Annotated in this window: 12 protein-coding genes; all 12 read left to right on the forward strand. The window is 40.3% G+C overall.

The window, feature by feature from the left end; all coding sequences use genetic code 11:
• Positions 1-214 precede the first annotated feature (214 nt).
• The 12 genes from I2I13_RS17470 to I2I13_RS17525 all read left to right on the forward strand — a co-directional run bounded on the left by I2I13_RS17470 (position 215) and on the right by I2I13_RS17525 (position 15,849).
• Complete coding sequence (locus I2I13_RS17470; RefSeq protein WP_195650116.1) at positions 215-1,318, forward strand: tetratricopeptide repeat protein; 1,104 nt, start codon at positions 215-217, stop codon at positions 1,316-1,318.
• Positions 1,319-1,837: 519 nt separating this feature from the next.
• Positions 1,838-4,975 carry a DUF2723 domain-containing protein gene (locus I2I13_RS17475; protein ID WP_195650117.1) on the forward strand — a complete coding sequence of 1,046 codons (3,138 nt, stop codon included), beginning with the start codon at positions 1,838-1,840 and terminating at the stop codon, positions 4,973-4,975.
• Between the two features lie 11 nt (positions 4,976-4,986).
• Complete coding sequence (locus I2I13_RS17480; RefSeq protein WP_074559031.1) at positions 4,987-5,232, forward strand: DUF3098 domain-containing protein; 246 nt, start codon at positions 4,987-4,989, stop codon at positions 5,230-5,232.
• Between the two features lie 100 nt (positions 5,233-5,332).
• Entirely contained in the window at positions 5,333-5,884 is a 552-nt protein-coding gene (locus I2I13_RS17485) for an RNA polymerase sigma-70 factor (RefSeq protein WP_074559032.1), read from the forward strand.
• Between the two features lie 97 nt (positions 5,885-5,981).
• A complete protein-coding gene (locus I2I13_RS17490) occupies positions 5,982-6,956 on the forward strand; it encodes a FecR family protein (RefSeq protein ID WP_074559033.1) in 975 nt (324 codons plus the stop codon).
• A 124-nt stretch (positions 6,957-7,080) separates the two neighbouring features.
• Complete coding sequence (locus tag I2I13_RS17495; RefSeq protein ID WP_195650118.1) at positions 7,081-9,702, forward strand: carboxypeptidase-like regulatory domain-containing protein; 2,622 nt, start codon at positions 7,081-7,083, stop codon at positions 9,700-9,702.
• Positions 9,703-9,849: 147 nt separating this feature from the next.
• The gene (locus tag I2I13_RS17500) at positions 9,850-10,950 is read left to right on the forward strand and encodes an MBL fold metallo-hydrolase (RefSeq protein WP_195650119.1); all 1,101 of its coding nucleotides are present in this window, start codon (positions 9,850-9,852) and stop codon (positions 10,948-10,950) included.
• Positions 10,951-11,070: 120 nt separating this feature from the next.
• Positions 11,071-11,805: a hypothetical protein gene (locus I2I13_RS17505; RefSeq protein ID WP_148366715.1), complete on the forward strand. Its 735-nt coding sequence runs from the start codon at positions 11,071-11,073 to the stop codon at positions 11,803-11,805.
• Positions 11,805-12,230, forward strand: a complete 426-nt coding sequence (locus I2I13_RS17510; RefSeq protein ID WP_099147469.1) for a hypothetical protein — start codon at positions 11,805-11,807, stop codon at positions 12,228-12,230. Before I2I13_RS17505 ends, I2I13_RS17510 begins: the two co-directional genes overlap by 1 nt.
• A gap of 259 nt (positions 12,231-12,489) precedes the next feature.
• Positions 12,490-13,998, forward strand: a complete 1,509-nt coding sequence (locus I2I13_RS17515) for a 4Fe-4S binding protein (RefSeq protein WP_195650120.1) — start codon at positions 12,490-12,492, stop codon at positions 13,996-13,998.
• A gap of 19 nt (positions 13,999-14,017) precedes the next feature.
• Positions 14,018-15,421: an aldo/keto reductase gene (locus tag I2I13_RS17520; RefSeq protein ID WP_195650121.1), complete on the forward strand. Its 1,404-nt coding sequence runs from the start codon at positions 14,018-14,020 to the stop codon at positions 15,419-15,421.
• Positions 15,422-15,429: 8 nt separating this feature from the next.
• A complete protein-coding gene (locus I2I13_RS17525) occupies positions 15,430-15,849 on the forward strand; it encodes a DUF1893 domain-containing protein (RefSeq protein ID WP_148366713.1) in 420 nt (139 codons plus the stop codon).
• Positions 15,850-15,858: the final 9 nt, after the last annotated feature.

Raw genomic sequence — 15,858 nt, forward strand, 5'->3', positions numbered from 1 at the left:
TTCTTAATTAGCAGTGCACAATGGCTTGATATTTGTCAAAAAAACATAGTGACGCTATCCTTGCCAAATAGTGTCACTATCACACCCGGATAGCGTAGCTATAAGGAGCGGATAGCGTCACTATACTTTTTGTATGACTTAGGGAAGGATAAATACCGATTATTTTTTATATTTGCAAATCCAATCAATCCTTTGTAAAGACAGAAATAGAGTTATGAATAACCTTCGAATTTTATTGTATATGATGCTCCTTTCATTGGCTGCATGCCATCCGGAAGGAACGAGTGTGAAGCAAGGGTTAGACAAAGCCGCACAGCTCATGGCGCAGGACCCGGATACGGCATCTATTATTCTTGAGACTATTCAGACAAGTCAAATGAATGAAGCTCAACTGGCAGAATATAATTTATTGTGTACCCAACTCAACGAGGACAAAAGTATTCCTCATTCTTCTGATAAGCAGATCAGGCAGGCGGCATCTTATTATGAGAAGAATGGCAATGAATATCAAAAATCAAAAGCATATTATTATCTTGCCTGTGTAGAAAGTGATCTGGAACAGCAAGAGGAGGCAGAAATCCACTTTAAGGAGGCAATCCAACTTGCCAAAGAAACCGAGGAATACGATCATCTGGCAAAAATCTGCAAACGATGTAGTCTTTATTATCAGAAATACGGTAACTTTGATGAAGCACTGGAAATGGAAAGAAAGGCATACGCCAGTCAGTTGATGTTGAATGACGGTAAAAACGATTCCTCAGTGATTCTTTCTTCTGCTTTAGGAATGTTTGGTGTGATGTCTTTATTGCTTGGACTACTCTGGAAGAAAAACCGGCACGTACTTTCCCAACTGGATCTTTTCAAAGAAGAAATACTGAAGAAAGATGTTGAATCGGATAAGCTGATGTTGCAATGTAACCACCTTGAAGAGAAGTATCAGTCTCTTCAACTACATATCTATGAAAGTTCTCCCGTTATCTCAAAAGTACGACAGTTTAAAGAACGGAATGTTTTGTCTTCTAAGATCCCTTCTTTCTCCGAGAAAGACTGGACAGAGTTATTGCGACTTCAGGAAAATGTTTATGGACTTGTATCTAAATTAAAAGAAATAGGTCCGAAGCTCACGGAAGAGGATTTAAGGGTATGTGCTTTTCTGCGGGAGGGAGTCCAACCTGCTTGCTTTTCTGATTTAATGAAACTGACTACAGAAACGCTGACCCGGAGAATCTCCAGAATAAAAACGGAGAAACTGATGTTGGCAAATTCTAAAGAGTCACTGGAAGATATTGTGAAATCATTGGGGGCTCCTTCATTTTAGTACAGCAATTAATTATTATCTGGTAATGATTCATTATCTCCTTACTACATTTAAGGATTTTCGTTGCAGAGATTAATGGTTTTTAGTACAGAAATTAGTCATCTTTTATGCAGTCGGGTAGTTGTCCCGTTATAACGGGACGATGGTCATCCTATAGGGTGACAAATGTCACTTTATAAGGTGATATTTGTCATTCTGTAATATGATTATCTGTCTTCAAAAAGATTGAAATCACTAAAGATACGAAATTAAATAGTAAAAAGCAAGAGTGACACTTGTTTTTCCTAATATCCTAATGAATCTATATGTGACACCTTGGCATTCTCATGCCATTTACTATCCTATGCCATTGCTTTATTTGTACCTGATTTATCTTCTGTCTGTTTTCGTCTATTCTTTCATCTTTGTTATTGTTGATTATCAATATCTTATCGTTAACTCCCGTCCGTAACCGTCCGGTAAAAAATACCTGTTTTAGCAGTATGTCCTGTAACTTTGCAAACAAAAAAGTACAGAACAATGAGCAACTTATTATTTAAAAGATGGAATGATTTCGGTGGGTGGCTGGTCTTTCTGATAGCAGCGTTTGTGTATGGAATGACCATCGAACCAACCGCAAGTTTTTGGGATTGTCCCGAATTTATTTCTTGTGCTGAAAAATTACAGATAGGGCATCCACCGGGAGCACCTTTCTATATGCTTGTCGGAAACCTGTTTACCCAGTTTGCTTCCGATGCTTCGCAAGTATCGGGAATGGTTAACTTTTTAAATGCACTATTGAGTGCCGGTTGTATCTTGTTTCTTTTCTGGAGCATTACCCGATTAGTGAGAGCCTTGCTTGTGGGCGATGAACGGAAATTATCTGTCATGGATGTTATTATCATTCTGGGAGCAGGTTTTGTGGGAGCTTTAGCTTATACTTTCAGTGATACATTCTGGTTTAGTGCGGTAGAGGGGGAGGTATATGCTTTCTCTTCTTTCCTTACAGCCTTGGTATTTTGGATGATTCTTCGCTGGCAGGATGAAGCAGATTCTGTGTCCGGTGACCGCTGGATTATCCTGATAGCCTATATTATAGGTCTTTCAATCGGAGTGCATTTGCTTAATCTGCTTTGTATTCCTGCCATTGTATTAGTGTTCTATTACCAAAAATATCAGACTCTATCACTCAAGGGAGTTATTGGGGCCATTGCATTATCCGGTATTCTTATTGTATTGATTCTTTTTATTTATATACCCGGAATGGCTGATGTAGGAGGATGGTTCGAATTATTCTTTGTCAATGTGATGGGATTACCCTTCCAGTCAGGATTGATCGTCTTTCTGGGTTTGGTCCTGTTTTTACTGATAGGAGCCATTTATCGGTTTAGAAAACGCATTGTGAATACCGGTTTGTGGTGTTTACTCATGCTCACCATAGGATATACCACTTATGCGGTCATACTCATTCGTGCCAATGCTAATACGCCACTCAACGAGAATGCACCGGATAATATTTTCACGCTCAAAAGCTACCTGAATCGCGAACAGTATGAAAGTGCTCCTTTACTTTATGGGAGAACCTATGCATCCGAACCGGAGTATGTGCCCGAAGGAGACTATTACAAGGTAAAGACCGAAAAAGGGACTGCCATCTATCGGCCGGATAAGAAGGAAGGCAAGTATAAAATTATCCGCTATAAAGAAGACGTGTGCTACACTCAAAATATGTTGTTTCCACGAATGTGGAATGATCGTTCGGCCGCTTCTTACAAAGGATGGTCCGGAGGAGGTGCAAATGAGGCTCCCACACAAAAAGAGAACCTGACTTATTTTATCACATACCAACTCAACTACATGTACTGGCGCTATTTTCTATGGAATTTTGTCGGACGACAGAATGATATTCAAGGAAGCGGTGAACCGGAACATGGTAACTGGATTACAGGAATTTCCTGGCTCGATAATCTGCGGCTGGGGGATCAAAAACTTTTGCCGGAATCTTTGCGTGAGAACAAAGGTCACAATGTGTTCTATGGCTTACCATTATTATTAGGATTACTCGGTATCTATTGGCAATGGACACGCGGGAAAAAAGGCAAGCAGCAATTCAGTGTCTTATTTTTCCTTTTCTTCATGACGGGATTGGCTATTGTGCTCTATCTGAATCAGACTCCCGGACAACCTCGTGAACGGGATTATGCGTATGCAGGTTCGTTTTATGCGTTCGCTATCTGGATTGGAATGGGAGCCGCCGGATGCTGTGACATGTTTCGCAGAAAACAGGCAAAAATCCTCCCGGTCAACTTACTCATGCTGCTTTGCCTGTTTGTCCCCATACAAATGGCAAGTCAAACATGGAATGACCACGATCGAAGCAACCGGTATACCTGTCGTGACTTTGGAGCTAACTATCTGATGACACTTCCCGACAAAGGAAATCCAATTATATTCTGTAACGGGGATAATGATACGTTCCCCTTGTGGTATAATCAGGATACGGAAGAAGTACGCAGAGATGTACGTATCTGCAATTTAAGTTATGCGCAGACCGACTGGTACATTTATCAGCAACAATGTCCTCTATACGATGCTCCCGGACTACCGATCAGTTGGGATCAAAATCAATACCAGGAAGGGAAGAACGAATATGTGGCTGTTCGTCCGGAATTGAAGAAACAGATAGAAGCATTGTATCAGAAACATCCCGAAGAAGCCCGTGATAGTTTTGGAGATGATCCGTATGAAATAAAGAATATCCTGAAATATTGGGTGTTTGCGGAGAAACAGGAATTCCATGTGATACCTACCGATACAATAAATATCCATATCGATAAGGATGCAGTACTCCGCTCGGGAATGATGTTGCCTGAAGCCATTCGTCATTTAAAAGGGGAAGAACTAAGAGATGCAATACCGGATAAACTGTCTATTTCTCTAAAAGATATACGTCTGCTGACTAAAGTAGACTTACTCATGCTCGAGATCTTGGCTAACTGTAACTGGGAACGTCCCCTGTACATGGCTATCTCGGTAGGCAACTCCAGTAAACTGAAGTTTGATGACTACTTTGTTCAGGAAGGGTTAGCATTCCGGTTTACTCCTTTCAACTATAAAGAATGGGGAGACGTAGAAGAAGGCAATGGATATGCCATAGATACGGAGAAACTCTACGAGAATGTGATGAACAGATATAAATACGGAGGATTGGATACTCCCGGACTTTATCTGGACGAAACAACCCTGCGCATCTGTTATTCTCATCGAAGGCTTTTTGCACAATTGGCTAAAGAACTGGTGAAACAAGGAGACGACATCCGTGCCAGAAAAGTATTGGAATATGCTAGGCAAGCTATTCCGGCATATAATGTTCCCGAAGTATTCGAGAGTGGTTCGTATGATATAGCCACCGCTTATGCTTCCATAGGAGAAACGCAGAGAGCGACCGATCTATTGAATCATCTGATAGCAGAATTGGAAAATTATATCGACTGGGCTTTCTCATTGGGAGATAACCGGATAGGGATGGTTCAACGGGATTGTTTGTATAGGTTCTGGCAATGGAATCAGTGCAATGAATTACTGAAGAATATGGATAAAAAGAGATATGAACAAAGTAATCAGCAATTTGAAAAGAAATATATGCGCTTTACTCAACTAATGAATGATCACAACTAAACTCAAAGAATATGAAATCGAAAAGAATAAGAGAAGAAGAAATAAAAACAGTATTGGGCAAAAGAAATTACGTCATCTTAATTATCGGCTCTATATTGATTATCATAGGATATATATTAATGAGCGGCGAGGGGAGTACCTCTGCCGCCTATAATCCCGATATATTTAGTGGAACACGTATACGCATTGCCCCGTTATTGTGTTTATTGGGGTATCTGCTGAATGTATTCGGTATTCTCTATCGGTCATTAAAATAGAATAAATCTTTCTAATATCATTAATATTTCAAAAAAGACCATCTTTATAAAATAAATTATTGCTTCTTTTGTCCCAATGAAATGAAAGTTGGGAAATAGTATGAATAACAATATTGATATAAAAACGTTGGAGGCCTTTCAGGATGGGAATCACAAGGCCTTTGAGACTATTTTTATTGCATACTACAACAAAACCAAAGCATTTATTGACGGATATATAAAATCGGAGCCTGATGCAGAAGAGCTGACAGAGGATTTATTTGTCAATCTTTGGATCAACCGTCATTCGATTGATATGTCTAAATCATTCAATTCTTATTTGCACACCATTGCAAGAAATGCAGCAATCAACTTTCTGAAACATAAATATGTGTCCGATGCCTACCTGAACCATAATCAAGAAACAGGATATAGCTCTACTTCCGAAGAAGACCTTATTGCCAAGGAATTGGAAATGTTGATTGACAAACTTGTCGGAGGAATGCCCGAACAACGGAGAATGATCTATACATTAAGTCGCAATGAAGGATTATCCAATGCCGAGATTGCCGAACGACTGAACACTACCAAAAGAAATGTTGAAAGCCAGCTAAGCCTCGCTTTGAAAGAGATACGGAAGGTCATTTCATGTTTTCTGTTATCATTATTGTAACTTTATTTTCTTCTTTACTTATTTTTTCATAAAAAATATTCATTTTCTTATTGAGCTTTTTGCCACCAAACTGTATATATAGTAAAGTGCAGCAAAAATGAAGAAAAGTAATATCACCAAAATCATCAGAATGTTCCTTTCCGCCCGCTTTCCATCTGAAACGGAAGAGAAAGTGCAGAAATGGATCATTAAAGATAAAAACCAACAGGCGAAAGCAAAAGCTTCATTGGATTATTGGAATGAATTGGACGTAGAAGCCGATTCGAGCACTTATGCCTCACTGGAACGGGTAAATTTAAGAACCGGATACAACAAGGAACATCTGGCGAGTATCGCTTCTTATCAGAGGTTTGCCCGTGTTGCTGCTGTTGTTGTTCCATTGCTTTTATTGGCAGGAGGAATGTTCTGCTATCTTTCTCCCCAAAACGAGATGATAGAGGTATCCGTTGCCTACGGAGAACAGAAGCGTCTAATCTTGCCGGACAGTTCAGAAGTTTGGTTGAATGCGGGAAGCACCATTGTATATCCGGAAACTTTTGCTAAAGATAAACGTTTGGTCATTCTTAACGGTGAAGCTTATTTCTCTGTCCAAAAAGATACTGCAAGTCCTTTCATCGTGGAAACTTCCCAACTTTCCGTGAAGGTTCTTGGAACCAAATTCAACGTGAAAGCCTATCCTAATGATGAAAAAATAACGACTACACTGACGAGCGGCAAGGTAGAAGTGAGCGTCCAGTCCCAACCTCCCCGCATACTTAAACCCAATGAACAGCTTACATACGATAAGAAGTCGTCAGACATCCATATATCAGTGATAGATACTAATGATACCAACAGTTGGGTGGTGGGAAAATTGATCTTTACCAATGCTACTGCCGGAGAAATATTCCGAACCCTCGAAAGACACTATAACACCACGATTGATAATGAGGCAAATATCCCTGTGTCCAAACGATATACTGTCAAATTTCTGAAAGATGAAGATCTGGATGAAATACTGAATATCTTGAAAGATATCATCGGCTTTGATTATCAACAACATGAAAATAAAATAGTATTAACCCAACCATAAAAAGAAACAGCCTATGAACAAAAAGAACCGGGAAGCAGCTTGAGACCCTCTTCCCAGTTCTGAAATGTCTATCCTCATTCAACAAGTGACGTAAAATGAAGTATCAACATACAAATATAGAATAATGAATCGAATTAATACGAATAAACGGGCAGCTAAGCTCGCCATTTTTTTATTTTTTACTTTTCTCTCTCTTACAACTGTCGCACAGAATAAAGAAAAAAAGATTACCATACAAAATAAAAGAATCTCATTAAAAGAGGCCTTTGCCCAAATTGAATCACAAACCGGATATAGCATCGCTTACGAACAATCGAATCTGGATTTAGAAAAGAAGCAGTCTTTATCTCTTAAAAATGTAGCTGTCGACAAAGCGATGACTCAACTCTTAAAAGAAACCGGATATGTATATAAAATAAAAGGATATCATATTATTATTTCTTTGCAAGATAACCGGCAAAAGCCTGCCAATGACGATACACAAAAACTGACTCAAACGATAAGAGGAATCGTTGTTGATTCCAAAACCAATACGCCAATAGAATATGCCTCCGTCTGTATAGCAGAGAAACCTTCACTGGGAGGCTCAACTGACAACCGGGGAAATTTCCGGATTAATAACGTCCCGATAGGACGTTATAATATTCAGGCATCTTTTATGGGGTATCGCCCAAGTATCATTAGCGAAGTGTCTGTCACATCATCCAAAGAAGTATTTGTAGAAATCCCTATGGATGAAAATGTGCAGGATTTGGCTGAAGTGCTTGTCAAACCGGAAATAAAAAAAGACCGGACAGTCAACCCGATGGCTATTACGGGAGGGCGTATGATTAGTATTGAAGAAGCGTCCCGATTTGCCAATGGGTTCGATGATCCGGCACGGTTAAGTTCTGCATTTGCTGGAGTGGCAGGAGATGTCGGTACCAATGCGGTCGCCATCCGGGGAAATGCTCCGCAATTTACCCAATGGAGACTGGAGGGAATTGAAATACCTAATCCGACTCATTTTGCCGATTTAGCAGGGTTGGGAGGGGGATTCCTGTCTGCTTTAAGTACGCAAGTTATCGGAAACTCCGATTTCTACAATGGAGCTTTCCCAGCGGAATACAGTAATGCCTTATCCGGTGTTTTCGATATGCATTTGCGCAATGGTAATAATCAGAAGTACGAACATGCCTTTCAGGTCGGACTCATGGGCATAGATTTAGCTTCGGAAGGTCCTATCAGTAAAAAACGGGGAAGTTCCTATCTGGTGAATTATCGCTTTTCTACTACTTCACTGGCATCGGGTAATGACATCAACCTGAAATATCAGGATTTAGCCTTCAAACTAAATTTTCCCACACGTAAAGCCGGAACCTTTTCGATTTGGGGATTAGGATTGATAGACAGGAATAAAGCAGATGTTTTGGAACGTTCCGAATGGGAAACGATGGGAGACCGGTCGTCGGGATATAATAAACTGGATAAACTGGCAGGTGGCTTAGCGCACAAATATGTACTGGATGAAAATACTTATATCCGTTCTTCTCTATCCGCTACCTATTCCAAAGACCGTTCATTGGCGGACTTACATACCGACGACGCTATTATTAATGTGGCAGATATTCAGAATAGCAGATGGAATTTAGTATTCAATTCATATCTGAATAAGAAATTCAGTCCGAGGCATACCAACAGAACAGGGATTACCATTACGGAACTTAAATATGATCTTGATTACAAAGTCAGCCCTTATTTGGGATTAAACAAACCTATGGAACAAATATCGAAAGGCAGTGGAGAAAGTACAGTCCTCTCGGCATATAGTAATTCCGTAATAAACTTGAGCAACAATCTGACAACCAGTTTAGGGGTTACCGGACAATATTTTACTTTAAACAAGAACTGGTCGATAGAACCGAGAGTTGCCCTTAAATGGAAAATAAATCCTGCACATTCTTTAGCAGCAGCTTACGGCTTGCATAGCCGCCGGGAAAGGCTCGACTATTACTTTGTTGAACAGATAATCAATGGTAAAAAGGAATCAAACCGGTACCTGGACTTCTCAAAGGCGCATCATTTCGGATTTACTTATGACTGGAATATCAATCAGAGCCTACATCTGAAAATAGAACCCTATTATCAATACTTGTTCCACATACCGGTTGAGGAAAACTCTTCCTTTTCGATTATCAATTATGAGGAATTCTATTTAGACCGCATATTGACAAACACCGGAATAGCCAAAAACTATGGAATAGATATAACACTGGAACAATACATGAAGAATGGCTTCTACTATATGCTTACAGCTTCATTATTCAAATCGAAATATAGGGGAGGAGACCGTATCTGGCGAAATACGAGACTGGATAAAAGTTTTTTAGTGAACCTGCTCGCCGGAAAAGAATGGATGGTTGGCAGACTCAAACAGAATGTATTAAGTGTAAACGGTCGCCTGTTCTTTCAGGGAGGAGGACGCTATACACCTGTGGATGAAGAAAAAAGTCAGGAAGAAAAAGACATTGTCTTTGACGAGAGCAAAGCATATACTAAACGATTCAATCCATCTATAAACGGTGATGTTTCCATCAGCTTCCGGATCAATAAGAAAAGAGTATCCCACGAGTTTTCTCTGAAGATACTGAATGTGGGTATACGTACCGGAATGCATTTCTATCAATACAATGAAAGAACGAGCGTAGTAGAAGAAAAAGACGGAGCGGGTCTGATTCCGAACATCAGCTACAAAATTTATTTCTAAAGAACTGAATAATAAAAGGTTTGTTCACACAATAGACTGGCACCCAACAGACAACTGCTTTCAGTAATTATGGTATAACAATCTGTAATATATATACTAACAAGCTCTCTGAATACCTGTATATTTGCTGCGTGAAATAATTTAGTGATGAATTATATGCGTATCATATTCAAGAAATTCAAAGCACGTATGATTGTAGGATGTATATTAGCTGTAATAGCATTGCTGGCGGTGTCAGTCATTGTTTTTATCAATCAAGCCAGTTTCGGCAGAACTCCCCGTGGGGAACGGCTGGAAAGAGTCATGAAATCTCCTAATTACAGAAACGGAGAATTTAAAAATCAGCATGAAACCCTATTGATGACTTCCGACAGGGGACGTTTTATCGGAATCTGGGAGTTCATTTTCAAAAAGATAGACGGTTTGCGCCCCGAACAGGCTGTCAAAGCAATCAAAACGGATTTACGGAAGATTGACCGTAATGAAGAAATATTGGTATGGTTCGGACATTCATCTTACCTGATTCAAACGGGAGGAAAGCGAATATTGGTTGACCCGGTATTCTGTATGGCTTCTCCCGTATCTTTTATTAACAAGCCATTCAAAGGTACGGAACTTTATACACCGGATGATGTGCCGGACATTGATTATCTGGTGATTAGTCACGATCATTGGGATCATTTGGATTACAACACGGTCAAAAAACTGAAAGATCGGATTGGAGCAGTGATTTGTCCGTTGGGTGTCGGCGAACATTTCGAATATTGGGGATTTGATAAAGAGCGTCTGATAGAACTTGACTGGAATGAAGACGCAAACCTCGCTCCGGGCTTTATGATACATTGTTTGCCTGCCCGTCATTTCTCCGGTCGCGGAGTTACTGCCAACCAGTCGCTTTGGGCTTCCTTCCTGTTAGAAGCTCCTTCACAAAAGATATACATCGGCGGAGACGGAGGATATGATACGCATTACGCAGAAATAGGCAATCGATTTCCGGACATCGACCTTGCGATCCTTGAAAACGGACAATACGACGAAGAATGGAGTTTGATCCATTTGATGCCCCAGTATATGGCGCAGACGGCCAGAGACTTAAAAGCAAAAAGAATCCTGACCGTACATCATTCCAAATATGCGTTGGCCAAACATCGTTGGGATGAACCTCTCAAAAATGCAGAAGAGATGAAGAATAAAGATTCTCTGGATGTATGGATGCCTGTAATTGGTGAAATAGTGATCTTGCAATGAAAGGAAGTTAAATCTAAACTCATTACGTATTATTCACACTGTAAACGGTTTGTTTCCAGAGGAAAATGATAACTTTGTGAAGAAATATTTCTCAACATAAATTTACTAAATCCTTTTATTATGAAACAAATCTATTCTTTATTAGTAGTGTTAATAACCTTGTTCCTACAGAGTTGCCAAAACAATCTGACCCTTCCAGTACCAGCCAGCCGGAATTATCAACAGGATATTGCAGTTTTAAATGATTTTGTGGATATTAACAAGACTACTCATGAGTATTATGTCAACCCAAACAAAAAAAGTACTGCACTTTCTTATTTAACGAATACAGATGCGGAAGAATTTAACGCTGTAAATCCTGTTAATCTTAACAGTTTCAAGCAGAGCATTAGTCAGATAAACAGTCTGTCCGGTCAATTGTCATCTTCTCATGGAGTAGATTACATTGTTATGATTACTGAAAGTGAAATTTATATCAGTCAGACAAAAGGTAACTCACCTGTCCACTTGAAGAGAAAACTATCCGATGACCGTATGAGCCGTTCTTTAATAGCAACATGCAACATAACGGATTATAAGGAACAGTTTTATATCAATTCGAGCGATTACATAGAAACAGTAATAGAATTATATCCCCAATCTTATAAAAATGCCGCGTGGGCATTTCTTGTCACTTGTAGAGTGGGATATAATGGTAATAAAGAATTAGCCAGTGTATTATTTTGTGGTGTAGGTTTTCATATCAATCCCAGTTTTGAGTGGTCTGCCAATCAAGGAAATGATGTAGACTGGAATTTTGAAGTGATAAACACAAATGGAGATGCTCATATCGCGAACCTTAATTTCCTACACTAATGAAGAAATCTATTTTTATCGTTTTTGTAACTCTGATTCTTGCATCCAGTTGCGTTGAGAAAACGGGATATTATTCTAATGGAGAAGAAGATACCATATCCTTGATATGTGATAATACATGGGCGAGTGAGAAAATAGTCGATGATGAAGGCAATACACACTATACCGTATATAAATTGGAGAAAAACGGCACGTATATAAGAAAGTTTATAAGTATTGACACTGATGGGAAAGTGAATGAAAACAGTATCACCGGACGATGGAGTTTCTATGATCCGAGTTCCAAAACGATATACTTCGGCGATGACCACTATTGGGATATAGAAGAACTTACTACAAAAAAGTTTGCCGTTTATGACCGATGGGGAGAATATGGTCAGATACATATGTCGAGAGAATATTTGGAACTTACTCCTTTAAAATAGTTCTACAATAAGATAATCATTATAACGCTGCCTGCCAATATCAATTCGCTGTATTGACAGGCAGCGTTATAATCAAATATCACGAATCTGTAATTTTGGTATAACATTCGGTAATATATATACTTGATAACCGAATCTATCTGATTAAATTTGCAGCGATAAAAAGTACAAAAATCAATTCTGATGGAATATCGTATATTAGGACGGAACGTTTCGGATATTGAGATATAACTACTATAATTTGAAAATTAATAAATTTATGCTACGTACTATCAGACTTACAACTGCCATTGTGTGCTTTACGCTTATTACCCTTCTGTTCCTCGACTTCACGGGTACATTGCACACATGGTTCGGATGGTTGGCGAAAATTCAATTTCTGCCGGCTTTATTAGCCTTGAACATAGGTGTCGTATTGTTTTTAGTTGTACTTACATTCCTGTTCGGACGTATCTACTGCTCTGTTATTTGTCCGTTGGGAGTGTTTCAGGACATTGTTTCGTGGGTGTCCGGCAAACAAAAGAAAAACCGGTTCCGTTATTCACCAGCAATGAAATGGTTGCGGTATGGCGTTTTAGGAGTATTCATTATCATGATGGTTGCAGGATTGAACTCTTTGGCTATCTTGCTGGCACCGTATAGTGCTTATGGCCGGATAGCTTCCAGTCTTTTTGCACCAGTCTGGCAATGGGGAAACAACCTGTTGGCGTATTTCGCCGGACGAATGGATAGTTATGCTTTTTATGAGGTAGATGTATGGATGAAGAGTCTTTCGACGATGTTGATTGCCATTGCCACCCTTGTTGTTCTTTTCATTCTGGCGTGGCGCAACGGACGAACCTATTGTAATACGATCTGCCCCGTAGGTACTGTATTAGGGTTTATATCCAAATATGCGATATTCAAACCGGTAATTGATACTTCCAAATGCAATAGTTGCGGTTTGTGTGCCCGCAATTGCAAAGCATCGTGTATTAATCCGAAAGCCCATGAAATAGATTATAGCCGTTGTGTGACTTGTATGGATTGTATCGGAAAGTGTAAGCATGGAGCCATTACATACACAAGACGGAAACCTAAGAACGAAACAGCTACGAGCGAAGATTCGAAAGCAAAGTCTGTCACTACTGAACAGGTAGACAACGCCCGTCGTAGCTTCCTTTCAGCATCGGCCATTTTTGCAACAACTTCTGTACTGAAAGCACAAGAGAAGAAAGTAGACGGAGGATTGGCTACTATCGAAGATAAAAAGATTCCCCAAAGAGAAAATCCTATCTATCCTCCCGGTGCATTAAGCGCACGCAATTTCACTCAACATTGCACAGCCTGCCAATTATGTGTCTCTGTTTGTCCCAATCAGGTATTGCGTCCGTCAGGCAACCTATTGACATTGATGCAACCGGAAATGTCATACGAACGTGGGTATTGCCGTCCCGAATGTACTAAATGTTCGGAAGTTTGTCCCGCCGGCGCTATTCATCTCACCAGTCTTGCCGAGAAATCAGCTATTCAGATCGGACATGCCGTATGGATTAAAGAGAACTGTGTACCTTTGACAGATGGAATGGAATGTGGCAACTGTGCCCGCCATTGTCCGACAGGTGCCATACAGATGGTAGCTTCCGATCCTGAAAAAACAGATTCTCCAAAGATTCCGGTAGTAAATGTAGAAAAATGTATCGGTTGTGGGGCGTGTGAGAACCTTTGTCCGTCCCGTCCTTTCAGCGCTATTTATGTGACCGGACATCAGATGCATAGAATTATTTGATCTAAATCAGTATAAGAGTATGGAAGATAAAAATAAGAAAGATATAAATAGAAGAGATTTCATTAAGATTGTAGGTATTAGTGCAGCCACGTCGACAGGGCTATTATACGGATGCTCTTCAAAAGGTACTTCCTCTTCAAGCAGCGCAACAGGAGAAGGAGAGGTGCCTACCGATAAAATGACTTACCGCACGTCTCCGACTACCGGTGACCGTGTTTCACTCTTGGGATATGGTTGTATGCGTTGGCCTCTCAAACCTGCTCCCAACGGTAATGGTGAAGTCATCGACCAGGATGCCGTGAATGGACTGATTGATTATGCAATCGCTCACGGAGTAAACTATTTCGATACATCTCCGGCATACGTACAGGGCTTTTCCGAAAAGGCAACGGGTATTGCATTGAGCCGTCATCCCCGTGACAAATATTATATCGCCACCAAGTTATCCAATTTCTCTCCCGATACATGGTCTCGTGAAGCATCGCTCAAGATGTACCACAAATCATTTGCGGACCTGCAGGTAGATTACATTGATTATATGCTGCTTCATGGCATCGGAATGGGAGGAATGGAAGCCCTTAAAGGACGCTACCTGGATAACGGAATGCTTGACTTTCTGGTGAAGGAGCGGGAGGCAGGCCGTATCCGCAATCTGGGATTCTCCTATCATGGGGATATCGAAGTATATGACTACCTGCTTTCACGGCACGATGAATTCAAATGGGATTTTGTGCAGATACAGTTGAACTATGTAGACTGGAAACATGCAAAAGAAACCAATACCCGGAATACGGATGCTGAATATCTGTATGGAGAATTGCATAAACGAGGAATTCCATCTATCATCATGGAACCGCTTTTAGGAGGTCGTTTGTCTAAATTGAACGACAATCTGGTGGCACGGCTCAAACAACGCCGTCCGGAAAACAGTGTCGCTTCCTGGGCTTTCCGTTTTGCCGGTTCATTCCCGGACATTCTGACTGTATTAAGCGGCATGACTTATATGGAGCATCTGCAAGATAATCTCCGCACTTATTCTCCTTTGGAACCGTTGACAGATGAAGAAAAAGAGTTTCTTGAGGAAACGGCACAATTAATGCTGAAATATCCTACCATCCCTTGCAACGACTGCAAATATTGTATGCCATGTCCGTATGGGTTGGATATACCTGCTGTGTTGTTGCATTACAACCGTTGTGTCAATGAAGGGAATGTCCCCAGGAACGGACAGGATGAGAATTATGCGAAAGCCCGGCGTGCTTTTCTAGTCGGATATGACCGTAGCGTGCCCAAACTTCGTCAGGCAAGCCATTGCATCGGTTGTAACCAGTGTGTGGCACACTGTCCGCAGAACATTGATATTCCGAAAGAGCTGCATCGGATAGATCAGTTCGTAGAACAATTGAAACAGGGTACTTTATAAAAGAAAAGATGGAAGAATTAATCAATTTACTACATACAGGAGGATATTCCTGTACTATTGCCAACAAAGGAGAAATCCGTACTTTCACTCAACGTGGTGTGGCCGATATCTATGATTTACTGACCCTGGAACCGGAGTTTCTTAAAGGAGCTTCGATTGCTGATAAGGTAGTCGGAAAGGGAGCTGCCGCCCTGATGATTCTGGGAGGTATCAAAGAGTTATATACCGATATTATCAGTACCAAAGCTTTGGAGTTACTTCAGAAATCAGATATAAAAGTTGATTTTACAGAGAAAGTACCTTTTATCTGGAACCGCAACCATACAGGAGGATGTCCTGTAGAAACAATGTGTAGCGAAGCGGAATCAGCAGAAGAAATATTACCACTGATCCGCGATTTCCTGGAAAAGATCAGAAATAAAAAGTAAAAAGAAGAA

Origin of the sequence: Bacteroides sp. D55t1_190419_B8 (genome assembly GCF_015558905.1) — a bacterium.
GTDB classification, from domain to species: Bacteria; Bacteroidota; Bacteroidia; order Bacteroidales; family Bacteroidaceae; genus Bacteroides; species Bacteroides vicugnae.